The 22210-nt window shown below is 42.5% G+C and carries 22 protein-coding genes; all 22 read left to right on the top strand.

Annotation, left to right across the window (positions count from 1 at the left end; genetic code table 11):
- The first annotated feature begins 21 nt into the window (after positions 1 to 21).
- The 22 genes from D6856_RS02475 (at position 22) to D6856_RS02370 (ending at position 22155) form a co-directional block, all read left to right on the top strand.
- Positions 22 to 1152, top strand: a complete 1131-nt coding sequence (locus D6856_RS02475) for a sel1 repeat family protein (RefSeq protein WP_147367791.1) — start codon at positions 22 to 24, stop codon at positions 1150 to 1152.
- A gap of 38 nt (positions 1153 to 1190) precedes the next feature.
- Positions 1191 to 1838 carry a hypothetical protein gene (locus D6856_RS15290; protein ID WP_243113999.1) on the top strand — a complete coding sequence of 216 codons (648 nt, stop codon included), beginning with the start codon at positions 1191 to 1193 and terminating at the stop codon, positions 1836 to 1838.
- Complete coding sequence (locus D6856_RS02465; RefSeq protein WP_120685576.1) at positions 1828 to 2676, top strand: tetratricopeptide repeat protein; 849 nt, start codon at positions 1828 to 1830, stop codon at positions 2674 to 2676. Before D6856_RS15290 ends, D6856_RS02465 begins: the two co-directional genes overlap by 11 nt.
- Positions 2677 to 2810: 134 nt before the next feature.
- Positions 2811 to 3170, top strand: coding sequence for a helix-turn-helix domain-containing protein (locus D6856_RS02460; RefSeq protein ID WP_120685575.1), 360 nt, complete (start codon positions 2811 to 2813; stop codon positions 3168 to 3170).
- A 122-nt stretch (positions 3171 to 3292) separates the two neighbouring features.
- Positions 3293 to 3832 carry a hypothetical protein gene (locus D6856_RS02455; RefSeq protein ID WP_120685574.1) on the top strand — a complete coding sequence of 180 codons (540 nt, stop codon included), beginning with the start codon at positions 3293 to 3295 and terminating at the stop codon, positions 3830 to 3832.
- Between the two features lie 218 nt (positions 3833 to 4050).
- A complete protein-coding gene (locus D6856_RS02450; RefSeq protein WP_120657687.1) occupies positions 4051 to 4233 on the top strand; it encodes a hypothetical protein in 183 nt (60 codons plus the stop codon).
- A 308-nt stretch (positions 4234 to 4541) separates the two neighbouring features.
- Positions 4542 to 5105: a sigma-70 family RNA polymerase sigma factor gene (locus tag D6856_RS02445; protein ID WP_120685573.1), complete on the top strand. Its 564-nt coding sequence runs from the start codon at positions 4542 to 4544 to the stop codon at positions 5103 to 5105.
- A 438-nt stretch (positions 5106 to 5543) separates the two neighbouring features.
- The gene (locus D6856_RS02440) at positions 5544 to 6137 is read left to right on the top strand and encodes an excisionase (RefSeq protein ID WP_120657685.1); all 594 of its coding nucleotides are present in this window, start codon (positions 5544 to 5546) and stop codon (positions 6135 to 6137) included.
- A 108-nt stretch (positions 6138 to 6245) separates the two neighbouring features.
- Complete coding sequence (locus D6856_RS02435) at positions 6246 to 7424, top strand: tyrosine-type recombinase/integrase (protein WP_120685572.1); 1179 nt, start codon at positions 6246 to 6248, stop codon at positions 7422 to 7424.
- A 136-nt stretch (positions 7425 to 7560) separates the two neighbouring features.
- A complete protein-coding gene (ychF, locus tag D6856_RS02430) occupies positions 7561 to 8658 on the top strand; it encodes a redox-regulated ATPase YchF (RefSeq protein WP_092249692.1) in 1098 nt (365 codons plus the stop codon).
- A 30-nt stretch (positions 8659 to 8688) separates the two neighbouring features.
- Positions 8689 to 9630, top strand: a complete 942-nt coding sequence (lgt, locus tag D6856_RS02425) for a prolipoprotein diacylglyceryl transferase (RefSeq protein WP_243113997.1) — start codon at positions 8689 to 8691, stop codon at positions 9628 to 9630.
- A gap of 192 nt (positions 9631 to 9822) precedes the next feature.
- Entirely contained in the window at positions 9823 to 10263 is a 441-nt protein-coding gene (mraZ, locus tag D6856_RS02420) for a division/cell wall cluster transcriptional repressor MraZ (RefSeq protein WP_120657668.1), read from the top strand.
- Positions 10264 to 10296: 33 nt separating this feature from the next.
- Positions 10297 to 11235, top strand: coding sequence for a 16S rRNA (cytosine(1402)-N(4))-methyltransferase RsmH (gene rsmH, locus D6856_RS02415; RefSeq protein WP_120685571.1), 939 nt, complete (start codon positions 10297 to 10299; stop codon positions 11233 to 11235).
- Positions 11236 to 11299: 64 nt separating this feature from the next.
- Positions 11300 to 11743 (top strand): cell division protein FtsL, encoded by a 444-nt coding sequence (locus D6856_RS02410; RefSeq protein WP_092249701.1) that lies wholly within the window; start codon positions 11300 to 11302, stop codon positions 11741 to 11743.
- 19 nt (positions 11744 to 11762) lie between these two features.
- Positions 11763 to 14078 carry a peptidoglycan D,D-transpeptidase FtsI family protein gene (locus D6856_RS02405; protein WP_120685570.1) on the top strand — a complete coding sequence of 772 codons (2316 nt, stop codon included), beginning with the start codon at positions 11763 to 11765 and terminating at the stop codon, positions 14076 to 14078.
- Positions 14079 to 14103: 25 nt separating this feature from the next.
- Entirely contained in the window at positions 14104 to 15069 is a 966-nt protein-coding gene (mraY, locus tag D6856_RS02400; RefSeq protein ID WP_120685569.1) for a phospho-N-acetylmuramoyl-pentapeptide-transferase, read from the top strand.
- A gap of 15 nt (positions 15070 to 15084) precedes the next feature.
- Positions 15085 to 16455 carry a UDP-N-acetylmuramoyl-L-alanine--D-glutamate ligase gene (murD, locus tag D6856_RS02395; RefSeq protein WP_120685568.1) on the top strand — a complete coding sequence of 457 codons (1371 nt, stop codon included), beginning with the start codon at positions 15085 to 15087 and terminating at the stop codon, positions 16453 to 16455.
- Between the two features lie 24 nt (positions 16456 to 16479).
- Positions 16480 to 17625: an FtsW/RodA/SpoVE family cell cycle protein gene (locus D6856_RS02390; RefSeq protein WP_243113996.1), complete on the top strand. Its 1146-nt coding sequence runs from the start codon at positions 16480 to 16482 to the stop codon at positions 17623 to 17625.
- Between the two features lie 2 nt (positions 17626 to 17627).
- Positions 17628 to 18443, top strand: coding sequence for a cell division protein FtsQ/DivIB (locus D6856_RS02385; RefSeq protein ID WP_092249712.1), 816 nt, complete (start codon positions 17628 to 17630; stop codon positions 18441 to 18443).
- Between the two features lie 110 nt (positions 18444 to 18553).
- A complete protein-coding gene (gene ftsZ / locus D6856_RS02380; protein WP_120685567.1) occupies positions 18554 to 19792 on the top strand; it encodes a cell division protein FtsZ in 1239 nt (412 codons plus the stop codon).
- A 174-nt stretch (positions 19793 to 19966) separates the two neighbouring features.
- Entirely contained in the window at positions 19967 to 20479 is a 513-nt protein-coding gene (gene nrdR, locus D6856_RS02375) for a transcriptional regulator NrdR (RefSeq protein ID WP_092249718.1), read from the top strand.
- A 95-nt stretch (positions 20480 to 20574) separates the two neighbouring features.
- Positions 20575 to 22155, top strand: a complete 1581-nt coding sequence (locus D6856_RS02370; RefSeq protein ID WP_120685566.1) for an ABC transporter substrate-binding protein — start codon at positions 20575 to 20577, stop codon at positions 22153 to 22155.
- Positions 22156 to 22210 lie beyond the last annotated feature (55 nt).

Raw genomic sequence — 22210 nt, 5'->3', positions numbered from 1 at the left:
GGATATTTGTTAAGGTTCGATATGAAAGAAATTTATGATGACTCACAATTTCATGATATGACTCTGGAAGAGTTTCAGAAGCTTATTGAAGAAAGCTCTGAAGTAGATATTCCTTTGGATTCATTTCAGGATTTTGTGAATGAAGTTAATTATATTGATGAAGCTGCTTATTGGGACACTAACAACTATCTGTCTTATGCCGAGGAATGCTTGTGTAAAGCAGAGTATAAAGAAGCATTTTCTGTGGCGCATCAGTATAGTAAGGCTGTTCCCCAAACGCAGCAGGCACGACTACGAGGAATTTATGACGCGTGTTCAGAGCATGGGATATTAGATGCAAGCATCATCATGGCTGATTATTATTTTGAACGATGGGAATCATCTGATGAGTACAGAGGAAAAGCATACAAATATCTTAGACGTGTATACAAGGCAGGATATCTTCCGTATTTCTGGAAGTATGGTTATTGCTATTTGAATGGAATAGGAGTGTTGCCTAGCAAACTTCAGGCAAAGTGTATTTTTATGGACGGTATGCTGTGTGGTGGAGACGATATGTGCGCCGGATACTTGAAATACCTGGTGCCGGAAGTAGAAAATGCATTGGAAGATGCTACAACACTTTTCTTTGATACTTCAAAGGAACATAACTATCGAAAAGCGTATGAGTTATACATAAATGCCGCAATACATGCCGGCTGGAACTCTGACAGGGGATATCCTATAATGAGAATTGCAGATATTCAGATGCAAAAAAACATTGATGATAGTATTACTCCTAGGAAATGCTTCTTGATGTATAAAACTGCCCTCAAATTGGGAGTATGGGGATATCCGGAGCAAGACAGTGATTTCGACGAATCAGAGTTATATTACAAGCTGGGAGAAATATATTTTGATGGATATGGTACAAAGAAGGATTATTACAGGGCTGCACAATATCTAAGCTGTGGTTGGTTGCCTGCTTTTGATGAGGATGAAAAAGCTTTGGCAAAAAGAGAAAAATATATCAATGAAGCATGGGAAAAAGCAGAATTGCTTTCAAATGATGATGCGGACTGGAAGTATTATCGAGAGTGCTTTAAAAGAGGAGAAATGGATATATACGAAGAGGATGAAGACCCTGAGGATAACTTCTTATATCTTTACTAGATTTCTTAATAAGAGCATGGACTTTGAGGGGAGTTGTGATGGCTAAAGATTTATCTTTGATTTTTGAAAGAAAACCGGAAACATGGGGAGCGCGTGGTAATCCATATATGTGGGATGCTATGCAAGAACTCTGCATTGGAGAATCATTGGATAATGATGCATATGGAATTGCCGGGATGGTCAGTGAAGTATTTGAAAAGATGACAGGAAAACCGCTGACCTATGATGCTGAGGAATATGTTGAAAGCCTTGCTCATGGTGGAATGTCATCTGGAATTGTGACAGGTTCATTTTGGATGAGCTTAGGAATACCTTATTTAATCGAGAATTTGCGTAGAATAAAAGCTGGATATCCAGTAATAACGCTTTGTGGAAGTACTCGTTTCAAGGATGAGTTTATGGAAGCGCAGAAGAGGCTTACACTGGAAGGCAACATTGTTATTAGCGTAGGACTTTTTGGGCATTCAGGTGATCAGGAAGTCTGGGAGAATATGGATGAGGGAACTCTTACCAGAACCAAAGAGATGCTTGATGATATGCACAAACGCAAGATAGATATGGCGGACGCAATATATGTGATAAATGTAGGTGGCTATATCGGAGACAGCACGCGTTCTGAAATAGAATATGCTATAAATCACGATAAGGAAGTGAGATATCTGGAGGTAACGAATTATGAGAATTGAAAACTTTGAAGATCTGCATAAGGCTATTATTTCCGTTCACGAGGCATTGGCAAAAACGGAGGATTACCCCGAAAGTGCTGAAAAAATAGAGTACTGGCTGGATTTTGCGGATGAACTCTATGAAGACTTCTTAGCAGCTGGAATGGATATCGCAAGTACTTTGCATGACGCTGATGGTGCGTTGCCTTTACATCCTGCTGTTGCTGAGCTACTGACAAGTATATATGAAAAAGGCGTTGAAAAGGGTGATAGTGAAGCGGCTTGTGACCTGGGATCTTTATACTATACCGGAAGAGCCGGCACACAGGATTATGAGAAGGCTGCACATTATTATCACATTGCTGATAAGGGCGGTGACAGACAAGCTACGGAGAACCTTGGATACATCTATTACTATGGCCGCATAGGCAAGAGGGACTACGAGAAGGCTTTCAATTACTTCATAAAAGGTGCATTGGACGGACATCTAAGGTCTTTATATAAGATTGGAGATTTTTATAAGAACGGCTATTACGTAGAAAAGGACGAGAAGGAAGCCTTCAGAATCTACCAGCAGTGTGTAAATATGATTTCAGACGAATCAGCTCCTTTGGTTGGCGCAGATATCTATATGAGGATGGGCGATTGCTTCTTTGAAGGCTGTGGAGTAGAGAAAGACATGATTGCTGCTTCTAAATTTCTTAGTGTCGCAGAGAACATGTTTTATGTGAGATTGATGGAAGGCGATTTTTACCAGCAGAAGAATCTTGAACACGTTTTGGAACGTCTTTCAGAGATCAGGAAGATTATCAAAGAAGAAATGCTTCCGGATTTATCATGGTCAGGATATAACGAATAAAAAATAATAGATACTAAAAGAAAGATTCTTACCTTTGGAAGTTATATTCTTCCTATACTCAATTATCTTAGGTAAGAATCTTTCTTACAATATTGGTGTAGCACTTTCGTGGGAGATAAGGAGGTGTCTTCACCATGTTAACAGGCCAAGATATTATTGCTAGAATTGATCAACTCCAGAGCGAAAGGCACATGTCTGATTACGATATCACTAAGAGGGGGAATCTTTCCACAGGCTGTATGAGCAAGCTTCGCGGAAAGGGCAATTTTCCCAGATTAGATACATTGCAGAAGATATGTGAAGCGTTAGAAGTATCGCTGAGCGAATTTTTTAATATGTCATCGGAGGCTCGCAATGGGGAGTTCCTGACGGAGTATGAGCTGAGACTTGTAAGTTACTCTAGGCTGATTGATAAGAATCAGAAAGAAAGGCTTATGGCCTATGCTGAGGGAATATGCGGCTACGTCGATGGCGGACAACAGGATAATACGTAGGATTCGCATCGGGATTGAGGTCTCAGATTAGTGTCTAGATAGCTAAAGAGAAGGTTGGACTTAAGTTCCGATACTTCTCTTTTTGTTATACACGCGTTTATACAAGGAGGGAGGTATAAGATATGTTATCGAGGAATGAAAAAAGGATTGATAATCTGTGTATTTCGGAGGGCTTCGAACCCAAGGATGTCTACGACCTGACCAAGATCTTGCTGGAACATTATCGCAATGGATTTGGGACATCTGAGTTGTTTCGGTTTAATCTTGACGAAGAGGGAATCAAAAGACAAAAGGCACAGATGCGGAGGGACTTCTTGGAAGCGATTAAAATGCCTATGGAGGAATCTAAGGAGTATCAGGATAGGCTTTATCAGAATCTGAGGGATTGTCCCTGGATGAGGCAAGTGTTGGATACGATCCTGGATGCGATAGGCGCCAGTATTGAAGATGGACCACTTTATAAGCGGATCATCGAGAATTACTATTTGCAGTCCGGTGGACGTTCCAATGAGGATATGGCTCGTGTCGAGCATCTGTCCACGGCATCAATTGAACGCAAGAAGCGCGAAGCAATCAAATTTTTGGGGATTTGTTTGTATCGCTTTGCTCATAGGCGAGAAATGGAGGATGTAGAAGAAATTTCATATGTTGGAACAAGGTGATCTGTAGGCTGCTGTTTTGCATGAAAATGTGAGACAGCAGCCTTCTATCGTTGATGGTTCTTTGATGGTTTCTTGATGGCATTGTGATGCCTGTTGTTAGGGTAGATTGACGCCATGTTGATGGAGTTTCCAGTGTTTATGCGTGTTATCATAATGCCAATAAGACGTGCGTCAGGTTTTCAGAGGGGGACTAAACATGTGAGGAGGAATTCTATGCGGTGGAGAAGGTAAAAAAACAGAGGTATAAGATTTTTTGTCCTAAATGCGGGCACAGGCTTTTCAGAGGAAGCAGCTTTGATCTTGAAATGGACTGCCCTAATTGTGGCTCCAATATAGACTTGGAGCGTGAGGATGTTGGTATTCGTATTGTTCTGGAAGTGCATCAGGTTCCAGAGGGGTGACTATAAAGAGAATAATGAAATGAGCTGCCTGTAAGCTGGCATTGTATTCGGTGTAGGGACCGGAAGGTTTGCTGGTTGGCAGCAAGAGTTTGTTAACGGCTATGAACGGCTAAGAATCGTTGGAAGGCGGAGCAAAACAGAAGAAAGTATTTGATTCAAATACGCTGTTTTGCTTCGCCTTCTTTTTGTGCACTTTCTTCTGTTGCTCTGAGAGTGAGTAACGGTGCATGAGTGGGAAACGTATGTAGGCAGGTATCCATGACCTTCGGTTTTGAAACTATTCACTTTTTCAAAATCGGAGGTCAAATATGGAGAAAAATCATGAAGGAAAGCTTGTAATAGCTAAGAAGATAAATGAAAGTCAGGATATGTTTAAGCTTCACAGCTTAGAGGTGCAGTATCCAGGGATTAAAGGCGGTGTTAAGTGGGCTGTAGCTACTGATCTAACCAGAGAAGAACTTGAAGCGTCTGATGGATGCGAGCTTCAATCATTTAAGCCTTACATCATCATTACACCTGAGCAGGGAGAAGTATTTGAAGAGTTCGAGCGCATGCAGAAAAAGCTCCGCATGCAGGACTTTCGCCATACGGACATGAATGCCTATGAGGACGGTATGGAGATAAGTCTTCGTGCTACAGACTATATTCACGGCCTTAGCAGGGAAGTAGATTCTGATGAAGCTCTGAATGCTTATCTTATCCGCGTGGCTATTAAGCAGCTTCCTGAGCTTTTACAGAGAAGACTTCGTATGTTCTTTTTCCACGGACTCAGTGAGCAGGAGATTGCAGACATTGAAGGTGTATCACAGCCAGCTGTGCATTATTCGATAAAAAGTGGGATTAGACAGTTGAGGTACATGCTGGATATCTAAAATTTTTTCGTTTCAGACTTATAATTTGCCCACTTTCTGTAGTTATAGGTAGAAGGATTTTTATCCTTGGTACCTTGACATCAGAATACACATTCACTAAGTACGTTCCTGTATACCGGAGCACCATAGGTACGCCTTGCGCGAGATAGCCTCACTGGAAAGTCGGTAGCACCGGCCTTTGCCAAGATGGATACAGGGATAATGATACTTCCGCTTAGCCACAGCAAGTAAGCTTTGTGCTGAACACGCAATGGGAGCGGCCTGGCGAGAACCGCGAGGAGGATTAACCTATGGAGCTGTGCTGCAGCCGCTTAGTGATTCCCGTATCTCCGGGGTGTCGAGGACAAATTAGAGAAATGATAACTGTATTGTAAGAAGGCACCCATCGTGTACTGGCGGTGGGCAGCCTTCTTTTTACATCCATATAGGAGAAAACATATGAGAGAGATAAAGAGGGGAGATATTTATTTAGCAGACCTTGGACAAAACATAGGATCAGTCCAGAGGGGAGAGCGACCTGTGATAGTCGTTCAGAATAATAAAGGCAATAGATTTTCTCCAACCATAACAGTGATACCCACCACAACCAAAATACATAGGAGCAAAGGTTTTCCTACACATGTCATCCTGGACCATATGGGAGGCTTAGATGAGGAATCAGCATCCATGGCTGAACAGATAACTACAATCAGCCGAGACAAGCTGGTGAGGTACATTGGAAGCCTTTCAGACCATTTCATGGCTACGAAGATAGATAAGACCTTAGGTATTCAATTGGGACTTAAAGCTGATAATAGAACTGATATCAGGAAGGAAGCTCCTGACAGGGCTTCGGAATCCTGTGAAGTACCTATATGGCATAAAGCATCTCTGACAGTGGAAGAGGCTGCTGCATACACCAATATAGGGCTAAATCGTATCAGGGAATTATGCAAAGTTCCACACAACAATTTTACGTTTCTGGTAGGTAGAAAAATACTTATAAAGAGAGAAGCATTCGACAAATATCTCCGTGATATAGAGGCGTTATAGAGGGAGCCTGAAAGCGGAGCTATGCTTGATAATATCGCATTTCTGTGGTATTTTAATACTCGGCGTAGGAATGCTTCTTTTCATAATTAATGGAAGGAGGCTTCTCTTATGGGTAAAGACTTGAAAGGTCGCGAAATAGGTGAAGGAATCAGTCAGAGAAGTGACGGTTATTTCTTGGCCCGGTTCACGAACTCTTGTGGAAAACGAGTCGTTAAGTACTTTGATAATGTTGCTGATGCAAGGAAATGGATTTTAACTGCCAAGTATGAGGATATGAGCGAAGATCATGTTGCTGTGCAGTATTCCATGACCGTTGACGAGTGGTTTGATTACTGGATTAAGAACTTTAAGAAGGATTTATCTCCTAATACAGTACGAAACTACAGAGAACGTTATAATAACGATTGCAGACAGCAGATTGGCAAGATGTTACTTGCGGATGTTAAGGGAGTGCATTGCCAGAAGATTTTAAATGATATTCAGGCTGTGTATGCCAGAGGAACAGTCTATCAGACTTACATTTGTCTCGGCACCATGTTTAAATGTGCTCTTAAGAACGAACTGATAGAAAAGCACCCGCTTGATTCTGTAGAGCTTAAGTTCAAGAGGCTTAAGAAGAAGCAGGTCAGGGCACTTACTATCGAAGAGCAGGAAACATTTTTGGAGTATGCAAAGAAGACTCGCAATTCAAAGCAGTTCAGGCTACTGTTAAACACAGGACTTCGAACCGGAGAACTGATTGGACTTACATGGGACAATTTTGACAGGAAGAACCGTATGCTTACTGTAGATAAGGCATTAGAGTATAGGCACGAATGGAAAACATGGCGTGCAGGTCCTCCAAAGACAATGTCAGGATTTCGGAAGATTCCCCTTACAGAAGAAGCTTATGATATATTGATGGAGCTTTACAAAGAACGTATGGATCGCAAAGAGGATGAAAGTCTTTCACAGGTTTTGACGTTTGTTGACCCTCGAAGCGGTATTGAACGCGAGGTTTGTATGAGAGACCTGATCTTCATCAACTGGAGAACCGGTAAGCCGATGAAAAATTCAACCTATGACAACGACATATACAAGATATGTGATAAGGCAGGGATCAAACCCTTCTGTATGCACGTACTCAGGCACACCTTTGCTACCAGATGTATTGAGAGAGGAGTTAGTCCTAAATCTCTACAGAAAATCTTGGGTCATGCACAGCTGTCCACCACAATGGACACATATGTACATGTGACAGATGAATCTCTTGAGCTTGCGATGAAGACATTTGAGGCTGCAATATGAGTCTTGAATTTTTTTTAACGAAATTGCTTGGGGATAAAATTAATAATCAAAACTTAGGATTTCTGGTACAATTGGTACAAAAATTGATAAAAAATTTTTTAAGAAACCCAGTATTATTGGGATATAGGAGAAAAACATGAAACTAGGAATCGTCGGACTTCCGAACGTCGGAAAGAGTACACTTTTCAATTCACTTACAAATGCAGGAGCGCTTGCTGCGAATTATCCTTTCGCAACCATTGATCCCAACGTGGGTGTTGTTGCCGTTCCGGATAACAGACTTAAGCAGCTCGGAGACCTTTACCATTCCAAGAAGGTAACACCCGCTACGATCGAGTTCGTTGATATCGCCGGACTTGTAAAGGGCGCATCCAAGGGTGAAGGACTAGGAAACCAGTTCCTTGCCAACATTCGTGAGACTGATGCTATCGTGCATGTTGTAAGATGTTTCGAGGATCCCAACGTTGTACACGTAGACGGAAGTGTAGATCCAGCTCGTGATATAGAGACAATTAACTTGGAGCTTATTTTTGCGGATCTTGAGGTTCTTGAGAGAAGAATCGCCAAGGTTTCCAAGACAGCCAGAATGGATAAGGCTGCAGCAAAAGAGCTTGAGACTTTAAATAAGATAAAAGCGGTTCTTGAAGCCGACAAGATGGCAAGTGCACTTGAGGTGGATGATGTAGAGGAGAAGGCGTTTATTAACACACTCGATCTTCTTACATGGAAGCCTGTTATTTACGCTGCCAATGTAAAGGATGAGGACCTTGCGGACGACGGAGCCTCCAATCCTTATGTTAAGGCGGTTAGAGAGCTTGCTTCAAAATCAGGAAGCGAAGTATTTGTTATCAGTGCTCAGATCGAAGCTGAGATCTCTGAGCTTGATGAGGATGAGAAGGCTGAGTTCCTTGAGAGCATGGGACTTTCCGAATCAGGACTTGATAAGCTCATAGCTGCAAGCTACAAGACACTCGGGCTTATGAGCTTCCTTACATCAGGTGAGGATGAGACAAGAGCTTGGACCATCAAGATCGGAACCAAGGCTCCTCAGGCTGCAGGTAAGATCCACACTGACTTTGAGAGAGGCTTCATCAAGGCGGAAGTTATCAACTATCAGGATCTTCTTCGCGAGGGTTCGATTGCTGCTGCCAAGGAAAAGGGCCTTGTTCGTATGGAAGGTAAGGAGTACGTTGTTCAGGACGGCGACGTTATCCTCTTTAGATTCAACGTTTGATAAAGACTGATGTAAAAGGGAGAGACTGATATGCCGGACATGATGGAAAAAATGGACATTGCGTTTCCCAATCTCAATATTTATCTTCGCAATGTGCCAAAGAGCTTTAGCGTATTCGGATTTGAGATAGCTTTATACGGAGTCATAATCGGATGCGGTTTTTTATTCGCGCTTCTTCTTATAGCAAAGCTTGCAAAAAAGACTGATCAGAATCCTGATGAATACTGGGATCTTGCGATTTATCTCATTGTCTTTTCAATAATAGGAGCAAGAATCTACTACGTTCTGTTTGCGTGGGATTCTTACAAGAACGATCCGATAAGCGTTTTTTATATAAGAAACGGCGGACTTGCGATCTACGGCGGAGTAATAGCGGGATTCCTTACGGTATTTATTTATTCGAGGATTAAAAAGAAATCCTTCCTTCGCTATACGGATACGATCATGCCGGGACTTGTGCTTGGACAGGCTATCGGAAGATGGGGCAATTTCACCAACAGAGAGGTGTTCGGAGAATATACGAACGGCCCCTTTGCAATGAGACTTCCCCTTGAAATGGTAAGAGCGAGTGATGTTTCAGAGCTTATGAGAGAGCATATGAGCACTGCGACCAACTATGTTCAGGTCAGTCCCACATTCCTTTATGAATCACTTTGGAATGTAGCTCTTCTTATAATATTGCTTCTATATATAAAGCGTAAGAAGTTTGACGGTGAGATGACTCTTTTGTATCTTGGAGGTTATGGCCTCGGAAGAGCATGGATTGAGTTTGTGAGAACAGACCGCTTGTATATTGCAGGCACACATATTCCCGTATCTATGGCGCTTGCTATTGTATGCGTAGCGTTTGCGGTTGTATGTGAGATACTTGTGCGCGGAAAGTTCATTAAAATCAAAGCTTCCGTGGGAAATACTGATGAGATTGAAGCTTCGGAAGAATCTTCCGAGGAAAAAGAATCTTCTGAAGAATAATACGGATAACAGAATAGAGATAATCAAAAAAGAGTCGACCTCTTTAAGAGGCCGGCTCTTTTTTATTTTCGAAAACCTACTTAAATTTACGAAATTTTTTCAAATTAAAGGTTGTTAAATAAAAATTTATAGTCTATAATGGGGTTAAGTGGTAAAAAGTGTTAAAAAGTGGTTGAAAGTGGTAGAAAATAATTGGGAACAGCATTCAGAGGCGAATACAGTCATTCCATTGACGCCAAGGGAAGACTCATAATTCCTGCTAAGTTCCGTGAACTCCTTGGTGAGCAATTTGTGGTTACCAAGGGATTTGACGGTTGTCTTTTTGTGTTCGCTCAGGAAGGTTGGGACAAGTTCGAAGAAAAGCTTCAATCACTGCCCATGGACAAGCCTGAGGCTCGTATGCTGGGACGTTTCTTTATCGCCGGAGCCATTGACGCTGAGACGGATAAACAGGGAAGAATACTTATTCCCGCCAATCTGTTACAGCACGCAGGTATCGAGAAAGAGGCTGTTATCGCCGGAGTCGGAAACAGAGCCGAGATCTGGAGTAAGACTGAGTGGGAGAAAGCAAGCTCTTTTGAAGATATAAATGGAATAGCGGCTAAGATGAGCGAGTACGGCTTGAGCATCTAAGCTGTGTAAATGGCAGATCGTAAGGATATATAGATGGAATTCAAACACTATTCGGTGCTTCTTGAGGAATCGCTGGAAAATCTGAATATAAAGCCCGACGGGATATATCTCGACGGAACGCTTGGCGGCGGAGGACATTCCTACCACATAGCTAGCAGATTGTCGGACAAGGGACATCTGTACGGCACGGATCAGGACGCCGATGCGATAAAGGCGGCAAGCGAGAGATTGTCCGAGTTTGGAGATAAAGTAACCATCATAAGAGATAATTACGAGAATGCCGTAAACAGACTTAAAGAGCTTGGAGTTACAGGTGTTGACGGCATCATACTTGACCTTGGGGTTTCATCTTATCAGCTTGATAACGCTGACAGAGGATTTACTTATAAAGAAGATGTTCCGCTCGACATGAGAATGGACAGGAGGCAGCCGCTTACTGCCGGAAATATAGTCAACGAGTATTCGGAGACTGAGATCTTTCATATTATAAGGGATTACGGTGAAGATAAATTTGCCAAGAATATAGCCAAGCATATATGCCTGGCAAGACAGAAGGCTCCCATAGAGACAACTTTTCAGCTTAACGACATCATCAAAGCGGCAATCCCCGCCAAGATGAGAGAAAAGGGAGGCCATCCTTCCAAGAGAACATATCAGGCTCTTAGGATTGCACTTAACAGAGAACTTGATGTTCTCAGGGATTCACTCGACGGATTCATAGATTTTCTTAATCCGGGCGGAAGGTTGTGTGTTATCACTTTCCATTCATTGGAGGATCGCATAACCAAGACCAATTTTAAAAAGAACGAAAACCCATGCACGTGTCCGCCGGAATTTCCGGTCTGTGTATGCGGAAATGTTTCAAAAGGAAAAGTAATCACAAGAAAGCCCATTCTTCCGAGTGAAAAAGAGCTTTCGGAAAATAAAAGATCACAGAGTGCGAAGTTAAGAGTATTCGAGAAAGCACAGTGATCACGGTAACTAAGATAAATACGTATTAAAAGGCATGACATCATAGATGGAAAGGAGAGAGAACATGGCACAGTACGTACGCGGTAACGCAGCAAGACAATTTAATAACGCACCTGCATACGAGCGCAGAAGAGTTCATGTCCACGATCCTTTACATCAGCATAAGAGACGCCATCACATGAGCCTTGGATATCTTATATTCTTGTCTCTTGCCATGGTTCTAATGGTAGGAACTCTTGCATGGTATATTTCGCTTCAGTCTCATGTGACCAATAGCATCAAGAATATAGCAGCACTCGAGAGTCAATTAAATAATTTGAAACAAGACAACGATGAAGCGTATAATAGAGCTAATGGCAACGTGGATCTTGAGGAAGTTAAGCGTAAAGCCATACAGGAATATGGTATGACCTATGCGACTGACGGTCAGATAGTCACATATTCCGACGGCGGCGGTAACGATTATGTAAGACAGATTGCACCGATACCGCAGGCCGATAGTAAGTAATAAGGAAACGCTTTTTAAAATGAAACAGAATTCCCGTGTTAATAAACAGAAATTTACTATAGGAATGAAGAAAAAGCTGGTAGTGCTATTTGTGATAGTGCTACTGGCTTTCGTTGGATTAGGAGTCAGACTTATTCTGATAACCAAGAATAACGGCGAAGAGTATGAGAAACAGGTGCTTTCACAGCAGCAATACGATTCGACGACTATTCCTTTCAGAAGAGGAGAGATCAAGGATTCTAACGGAACAATCCTTGCTTACAGCGAGAAGGTATATAACGTTATTCTTGATGCCAAGCTCCTTCTCAGAAGCGATAAGTACGTTGATCCGACCGTCAATGCCCTTGTTAAATACTTTAAGCTTGACGGAGGCGAGATCAGAAATTATCTGAGCGAGCATCCGACATCCCAGTACTATACTTTGGCTAAGAAGATTGAGTATGACCAGGTTGCGCCTTTCCAGGATCTTATGACTCCCGGAAGCGATACTTACGATGAGAATATCCAGGGCGTCTGGTTTGAGGATAATTATATAAGAAAGTATCCCAACGGAACAATGGCATGTGATGTTATCGGATTCACAACGAGCGATAATATAGGAACTTACGGGCTTGAAGAGTATTACAACGACACACTCAGCGGAACACTCGGAAGAGAGTTCGGATATCTTGATGAAGACTCCACTTTGGAGAGAACAACCATTCCCGCTACCGATGGAGACAGCATTGTAACTACGATCGACGGTAACCTTCAGACTATCGTTGAGAAATATATCAAGCAGTACAACGACGAACATGCAAATAAGGCTCGCCAGGGAAACGGCGCCAATAATATCGGATGTATCATGATGGACGTTCATACGGGAGATATCCTTGCCATGGCAAGCTATCCCAACTATGACCTCAACAATCCGAGAGATACGTCCAAGCTAATCGGAATGCCCATGGTGGATGAAAAAGGAAAGCTTTTGGTTTTGGAGGACCAATCTGTTTTTGACTCCGGTGTCTATATGACAGAGGAGATGATCGCAGATTTTTCCGATGAGGAAACATACAGACAGCTTAATGCGCTTTGGAAAAATTATTGTATAAGCGACACATATGAGCCGGGATCTGTCTCAAAGCCTTTTACAACCGCCACAGGTCTTGAAATCGGAGCGCTTTCCGGTAATGAGCACTATAATTGTAACGGTTCGTTGGAGATCGGTGACTGGAAGATTCACTGCCATAATACATACGGTGACGGCGATGTTTCCGTTGAGCGTGCGATTGAGATTTCATGCAACGTAGCGCTTATGCATGAAGCGCAGGCTATAGGAAAAGAAAATTTCACCAAGTTCCAGAGACAGTTTGGCTTTGGCCTTAAGACCAATATTGATCTTGCCGGTGAGTTTAGAACAGAGGGACTTACAATTGCGGCAAGTGATATGACATCGACCGACCTTGCGACCAATGCTTTCGGACAGAACTATAACTGTGACATGATCGAGATGATCACTGCTTTTTCTTCACTTATTAATGGTGGTTATTATTATGAACCTCATGTGGTAAAAAAGATTGTTTCAAGCAGCGGATCTACTATTAAGAATATAGAGCCCAGAGTGCTTAGGCAGACTATTTCTCCGAGCACTTCGGAAAAGATTATTCAGTATTGCAATAAAGTCGTGGCGGGTGAAGAAGGTACAGGTAAAACTGCAAGACCTGCCGGATACATGATAGGTGGTAAGACAGGTACGGCGCAGACCCTTCCTCGTGGAAACAGACAGTACGTTGTATCGTTCATGGGTTATGCTCCTGCAGATCATCCGGAGATCGCAATCTATGTTGTTGTGGACAGACCAAATGTAGCGTTGCAGGATGATGCCAAGAATGCAACCTGGATCGTGAAAAGAGTGCTTACAGAGGCTCTTCCTTATCTTAATTATCCTATGACAGAGGAGATCAGTGATAAGGAGCAGGCTGAGCTTGATGAGATCCGTGCCAATATGGTAACTCCGACACAGCCCAATCAGGAAGACGGAGCTGCAGCCGAAGACGGAAATCCTGATGGTGAAAATTCCGAGGGTGAAAAGGCAGAAGAAACTTCTGAAGAAGGCAAAGCCGACGAAAAGAAAGAAGATGCCGAAAAGCAGAAGAAAGACAAGAAAGAAGAGAAAAAAGATGACACCAATATTTGGGAGTCATTTGACGTAGACGAGACAACAGGGTATTATATTGACCCGAACACAGGTAATCTTGTTAACCCCGAAAACGGAAATGAAATGGGCGGGGATGATTTGCCTGATTTCACGGGAGCGCCTACAGCGGAGGCTGCCGAAGGAAAGAGTAGTGAATGATTTAATCAGTTAGTGAGGTTTTATCGTGAGTAGTTATGTTTTGAGAACGTTTATTCCTGTGGTTGTTTCATTTATGATAGCTGTTATTACAGGACCTGCTATCATAAATGAACTTAGAAAGCTAAAGGCAGGACAGACTGAGAGAAAAGAGGGACTTGCATCCCATCAGAAAAAGACAGGAACACCTACAATGGGAGGAATTATCTTTCTCCTTCCGCTTTTGGTAGTAGGGCTTTTTTACGCACCCACTCATAAGGAAGTTATACCCGTTCTCATTCTTACATTCGGATTTGGATTCTTGGGATTTCTTGATGATTTCATCAAAGTAGTTAAAAAAGACAATTTGGGACTGCGAGCTTGGCAGAAGTTCCTCGGCCAGTTCGTTGTTTCTATGGCTTTTGCTTTTTATATTGAGAGTTGTACGGACCTTTCGCTTGCAATGAGAGTTCCTTTTACGGATATCATGCTTGATTTCGGATTCTGGAATATCCCTATCATGTTCTTTATCGCGATCGGAACAGCAAACGGAACCAACTTTACTGACGGTGTTGACGGCCTGTGTGCATCGGTTACGGCTGTAATAGCCGGATTTTTCGGAGTTGCGGCAATAGCATACGGAAGTGACGGAGCACAGGTGGTATCTTGTGTAATGCTGGGAGCTCTTTTGGGCTACCTTGTATATAACGTATATCCCGGAAAAGTTATGATGGGCGATACCGGCTCACTGGCTATCGGTGGCTTCGTTACGGGAATAGCATATGTTCTTCAGATGCCGATCTTCATAGCAATTGTTGGATTCATCTATATGTTTGAGGTTATTTCCGTAATGCTTCAGGTATCATACTTTAAGCTTACTAACGGAAAAAGAATATTCAGAATGGCACCCATTCATCACCATTTTGAAAAGGGCGGCTGGTCAGAGACTAAGGTCGTTAACGTGTTTACAACAGTCACAATTCTTTTGTGCCTGCTTGCATATATTGGACTGTAATTTGAGGTAAAAGAAATGAAAACAAGCGATATTATTGACAAGAAAGTATTGGTCATCGGCTCCGGATTATCAGGTGTCGGATCGGTAAACCTTTTAAACAAAGTGGGTGCTAAACCAGTTGTACTTGAAGAAAACAAGTCTTTATCAGAGGAAGACATCAGATTAAAGCTCCACGAAGAGGACAGAGATAAGACAGAAATAATCGTAGGCGAAATAAGCGATGCGGTTCTTGACGAGCTTGTTTTGGTTGTTCCAAGTCCTGCTGTTCCTCTTGATTCACCAACCGTACTTCGTATTAAAGAAAAGAATATTCCTATCTGGAGCGAGATAGAGCTTGCATATAATTTTGCAAAAGGCAAGGTTGTGGCTATTACCGGTACAAACGGAAAGACTACAACTACAACACTTGTCGGCGATATCATGAAAGCTCATTTTGGAAAGGTATATGTTGTCGGCAATATCGGCGTGTCGTACGCAGAGAGTTCGCTCCTTATGGATGATTCATCGGTTACGGTCGGAGAGATCAGCTCTTTCCAGCTTGAGGCAGTTGATAATTTCCATGCGAATGTGTCTGCCATATTAAACGTTACACCCGATCATCTCAACAGGCATCATACAATGGAATGCTATGCTGCGATGAAGGAGAATATCACCAACAATCAGACTAAGGACGATACCTGCGTCCTTAATTATGACAATGAATATACAAGAGATTTCGGAAAAAGATGTCCCGCCAAGGTGGTTTTCTTTTCAACAAAAGAAAAGTTATCGGACGGTCTTTTCCTTGACGGAGACGAGATTTACATGAGCACAGCGGGTAATGCCGTAAGTGTCATGAATATCCACGATATGAATCTTGTCGGACTTTGCAACGTGGAAAATGTAATGGCTGCGATTGCAATGTCACTTGCCATGGGCGTTCCGATGTCTACTGTTCTTGAAGTTATCAGAAATTTCAAGGCTGTTGAGCATAGAATTGAATTCGTTGCCACAAAGAGAGGCGTTGATTATTACAACGATTCCAAGGGAACCAATCCCGATGCCGCTATTCAGGGAATCAAGGCTATGAGTAAGCCTACAATCCTTATCGGAGGCGGATACGACAAGGGCAGTGAATACGATGAATGGATCGAGAATTTCGGAGATAAAGTTAAGCTCCTTGTTCTTATAGGACAGACCAAAGAGAAGATAGCAGAGTGCGCCAAAAAGCACGGCTTTAATGATTTTGTATTTAAGGATACTTTTGAAGAGGCACTTGAGTTCTGCACTCAGAGTGCAAATGAAGGCGATGCGGTTCTTCTTTCTCCCGCATGCGCAAGTTGGGACATGTTCCCGAATTATGAGACCAGGGGTAAAAAATTCAAAGAATACGTTTGCAAATTATAATATTTTTTGTAGCGAGGGGATGTTTTGAACAGGATCAGGGCACTTAGAAAACCAAGAGAAGAGTCTTATATTGATTACAGTTTGATATTTATCATACTGTTTCTTTTGGCGTTCGGACTTGTAATGGTTTATTCCACAAGTTCCTATGAGGCCAATCTTGACCTGGGTGACTCATCTTACTATTTCAGACACCAGATGGTTTCAACAATTATCGGTCTTGCTGCAATGATGATCGTTTCATATATTCCATACAGATTTATAGCAAAATTTGCATTTCCGATTTATATAGCGGCGGCTGTGTTGCTGATTTTGGTTATTCCTTTCGGAAAAAGGATCAACGGTGCTAAGCGTTGGATCTACATCATGGGTATGTCGGTTCAGCCTGCCGAAGTTGCGAAGTTTGCGGTTATAGTCTTCTCCGCAGTTCTGATCATCAAGCTTAGAAAAAATCTTATGAGTCCCAAGGGATATATGACAGCGCTTGCGTTTCCGGCACTTTATTCACTTATGGTGTACGGCATTACCAAGAACCTGAGTTCTGCCATTATCATTATGGGAATTACTGTTGTCATGCTCTTTATCTCAACTCCCGGATACAGAAGATATGTTATCGCGGCATTGTCGTTATTTGCGCTTGTTGCGGTTGTTGTCATCATTATAGTCAATTCGGAACATTCTAGCGGAATGAACTACAGATTTGAAAGAGTACTTGCTTGGCTTGATCCCAAAGCTCATTCAAGCGGAAAGGGATTCCAGACACTGCAGGCTCTTTATGCGATCGGTTCCGGTGGAATATTCGGAAAAGGCTTGGGTGAGAGTATGCAGAAGATGGGATTTATCCCCGAAGCTCAGAATGACATGATCTTCTCGGTTATCTGTGAGGAGCTTGGATTATTCGGAGCAATAGCCGTTATGCTTATGTTTCTCCTTCTTATCTGGAGACTTATGATCATTGCAAACAATGCACCTGATATGCTTGGAGCCCTTCTCGTTATCGGAGTTATGGGACATATTTCCATTCAGGTTATCCTTAATATAGCGGTTGTTACCAATACAATTCCAAATACGGGAATCACACTTCCGTTTATAAGTTACGGAGGATCGGCGGTTATTATTCAGTTGGCGGAAATTGGTCTGGCGCTTAATGTTGCAAGAAATATAGGAAGATAAAAATGGCAAGAAGACGTAGAAAAAGGTCGTCTTCCGTAAGGCGATCCGAGTTTAATAACAGGTGGCATATTAAAGACTCCATCAGAAATAACAGGAGTCTTTATATTATTGCGCTTATAATTCTTGCTGTTCTTTTGATAATACTTGGTGTTATTAAATACATTTCCGACACCTATACAATTACCAATGTTTATGTTTCCGGTAATAAGCATTATACGGATGAAGAGATAATAGACATGGTAATGACTGACAGACTGTGTAAGAACTCGATGTTTCTTTCTCTGAAGTACCGAAATAAGAGCATTGGTGATATCCCGTTTATAGAAAAGATGGATGTAGACATAGTCTCCCCTGATACGGTTAAGATCAATGTCTATGAAAAGGCGATAGCGGGATATATTTCTTATCTCGGTCATTACATGTATTTTGACAGAGACGGGATTGTTGTTGAAAGTTCTTTTGAACCTTCCGACGAAGTACCGCAGGTTATGGGACTGTCGTTTAACAGTGTAATAATTCACGAGAAGCTTCCGGTGGAAAACGATGAGGTTTTTGATGAGATACTTGATATCACACAGCTTCTTTCCAAATACGAACTTAACGCCGACAAAATATTTTTTGACAGCGAATATAACGTTTATCTGTATTTCGGAGGCATAGAGGTCAGCATAGGAACAAAGGATTTTATTGATGCCAAGATCATAGAACTTAAAAAAATTTTTCGTACCGATCAACTTGACGGAAAAACGGGACTTTTGGAGATGAAAGATTTTAATGAAGATACCAAAAACACCTCGTTTATTCCAAAAAAAGAATGATATTTCGTATTTTTTGGATTAATTATCGAACAAAAAAACGGGTTGATAATTTGTTTTAAAAATCGTATCATTGATAACAGGAGTTTAAAGGTCGTGAAGGAGGAGTTGTTTTGCTCGAGATAAAGTCAAATGATGCGGAATCTGCTTGCAAGATCATCGTTGTCGGGGTCGGTGGTGCAGGTAATAACGCTGTTAATAGAATGGTAGATGAGAATATAACCGGTGTTGAATTCATCGGTATCAATACAGATAAGCAGGCGCTCCAGCTCTGTAAGGCACCCAAGCTTTTACAGATCGGCGAGAAGCTGACCAAGGGACTTGGCGCAGGTGCTAAGCCTGAGATCGGTCAGAAGGCTGCCGAGGAGAGTTCTGAGGAGATCTCGGCTGCTCTCAAGGGTGCAGATATGGTATTCGTTACCTGTGGTATGGGTGGCGGAACCGGTACAGGAGCTGCTCCCGTTGTAGCTAAGCTTGCGAAGGATATGGGTATCCTGACTGTAGGTGTTGTAACCAAGCCTTTCAGTTTCGAAGCTCGTGTTCGTATGCAGAATGCTATGCTCGGCATACAGAACATCAAGTCCAACGTAGATACGCTTATTGTTATCCCTAATGATAAGCTTCTTCAGATAGTCGACAGACGAACAACGATGCCCGATGCTCTCAAGAAGGCCGATGAGGTTCTTCAGCAGGCAGTTCAGGGAATCACAGACCTTATCAATGTACCCGCAGTTATCAATCTTGACTTTGCCGATGTTCAGACGGTTATGAAGGACAAGGGCATTGCTCATATCGGTATCGGTACAGGTAAGGGCGATGAGAAGGCATCAGAGGCTGTTAAGATGGCCGTTGAGTCTCCTCTCCTTGAGACTAAGATCAATGGCGCTTCAAGCGTTATTATCAATATTTCCGGTGACATCACTCTTCAGGATGCTTCAGATGCTTCCGAGTATGTTCGCCAGCTTGCGGGAAATGATGTTAACATCATCTTCGGTGCAATGTATGATGAGAATCAGCAGGAATCATGCACGATTACAGTTATTGCTACAGGTATTGACGACAAGCAGATCAATACACCTGTGAAGCCCGTTGCGGCAGCTACAGCTTCACCTGTTTCAGCTACGATAGCTCCTCAGCCTCAGGCCGTTGCAGCACATACACCCGTGGCTCCCGTTACACCTGTAACACCTATTCAGCCTACGATCACACCTATCGGTGTTTCATCAGCTGATGCTTCTGCAGCAGCTGCGGCAGGTCCCAGACCTACACTTGGAATCAGCCGTCCCAGTGAGATCAAGAGCACAGTAGAGCCCAAGTCTCTCAAGATTCCTGATTTCTTACAGAGAAAATAATAAGACAATAAGCCCTCCGCTAAAGCGGGGGGCTTTTTAAGTACTTTTTTTTTATGCAAAATAATGATACAATAACTGGTAGAAATGCGTGTATTTTCGGCAAGATGTTGTGGATGAAATCTGCCGATAATAAATACTTATCAAATGTCATTTTGTTGAGATGGAGGATTTGGTATGAAATGCCCATTCTGCGGAAAAGATGATACAAGAGTAATCGATTCAAGACCTGCGGATGAGAATACGTCCATTAGAAGAAGACGTGTATGCGATTCCTGCGGCAAGAGATTTACCACTTATGAGAAGGTTGAGACGATTCCGCTCATAGTTATAAAAAAAGGCGATGTGCGTGAGCCGTACGACAGAGCCAAGATTGAAGCCGGCGTTTTCAGAGCTTGCCACAAGAGACCTGTTAGTGCCGAGCAGATCACTAAGCTTGTTGATTCGGTTGAGACCGAAGTTTTCAATATGGAGCAGAAGGAAATTCCCAGCCGTGCTATCGGTGAGATAGTAATGGACAAGATGAAGAACTTAGATCCGGTCGCATATGTAAGATTTGCTTCCGTATACAGAGAATTTAAGGATGTTAATACCTTTATGGACGAACTTAAATCTGTTCTTCGAAAAGAGGCTGACGGAACTATCACAGATACAACAGATAAGAACACTCCGCTACTTAAGAAAGAATGACTTGGAAGCCTTGACAGAGACTTGTCAAGGCTTTATATTTTATCAGTAATGGCATAGCCAATGCCTATAATTCAATAAGGAGGAAGATTTTTAACATGATTAAAAGAAGTATTGGCAGAAAGGTAGGCTGCCGTCTTCTGATGGTTGTGTTGACAACACTGACTGTTGCATTGAGCGGCTGCTCAAGTGACAAGACAGGAGATTCCAAGAAACCGGAAAGTGAAGCTGCGCAGGCAGATAATCAGGCCGGAAATGCGGATGATCTTTCTAAGCTTATCGTTGGTATACCTCAGGATTTGGATAGTTTTGACCCTCATTATGCGACGGGGGCAGGAACCAAAGAGGTTTTGTTTAACATATTCGAGGGACTTGTTAAACCCGATGAGAACGGTAATCTTAACCCTGCTGTAGCCAGTGAGTACACAATATCGGAAGATAATAAGGTATATACTTTCACACTCAGAGACGGAATCAAGTTCCACGACGGCTCCGCTGTTACAGTAGAGGATATTAAATATTCTATCGACCGTAACGCAGGCGCTGACGGAAGTGAGCCGCTTGTTTCTTCTTTTTCCAATATAGACAGTGTGAATATACTTGATGACAGTCACGTAGAGATAGTACTTAAGGAAGCTAATTCCGAGTTCCTTACTCAGCTCACGGTTGCTATTATTCCGGCATCCAACGAGCATCCCGAGAACAAGATCATCGGAACAGGCCCATACAAGTACGTATCAAGCGCACCACAGGAGAACTTTACAGTAACAGCATTTGATGATTACTGGGGAGACAAGGCATATATCAAGAACGTAGTTTTCAAGATCGAATCCAACGCAGATGCTGTTGTTATGGATCTTGAGGGCGGATCTATCGATATGTTCGCGAGAATTCCCAGCTCACAGGTAGCTCAGCTCTCCGATAAATTCGAGATCTATGAGGGAACAATGAACCTTGTACAGGCTCTTTACCTCAACAACAAGGTTAAGCCTTTTGATGATGTGAGAGTTCGTCAGGCACTTTGCTATGCTATCGATCCCAAGGAGATAATGGACTTTGTTTCCGACGGAGCGGGCGTTGAGATCGGAAGTGCTATGTATCCTTCATTCGGTAAGTACTTCATGCCTGAGCTTAACGATGTTTATAATCAGGATGTGGAGAAGGCGAAAGCTCTTTTGACAGAGGCAGGATATCCTAACGGATTTGAGTTTACGATAACTGTTCCTTCCAACTACAAGCAGCACGTTGACACTGCTCAGGTTATCTCCGAGGAGCTCAAGGCAATCGGTGTAACAGCCAATATCCAGGAGATTGAGTGGAACTCATGGCTCTCTGATGTTTACAATGACAGAAAGTACGAGTCAACGGTTGTAGGTTTTGACGCATCAACACTTTCCGCTGCGGCTCTTCTTGCAAGATATGAGACAGATGCAAGTAAGAACATGTTTAACTTCAGCAGCGAAGCGTTTGATAAGGCTTATGCGAACGCACAGGCTACATCGGATGATGCCGAGAAGACCAAGTACTACAAGGAATGCGAGGAAATCCTTGCAAAAGAAGCTGCAAACGTTTATATTCAGGACCTTCCTGAGTTTGTGGCACTCAACAAGAAGTTTACGGGATATGTTTTCTATCCCCTTTATGTACAGGATATAGCTAAGATCAGACCTGCACAGTAAATACGACATACAACGGATCCGGACAAACGTCCGATCCATAAGAAGACAAAAGAAT

Origin of the sequence: Butyrivibrio sp. XB500-5, assembly GCF_003625505.1 — a bacterium.
In the GTDB taxonomy this organism is placed as follows: domain Bacteria; phylum Bacillota; class Clostridia; order Lachnospirales; family Lachnospiraceae; genus Butyrivibrio.
The sequence above is the reverse complement of the archived record's forward strand: the minus strand, read 5'-3'. Positions and strand labels throughout refer to the sequence as shown.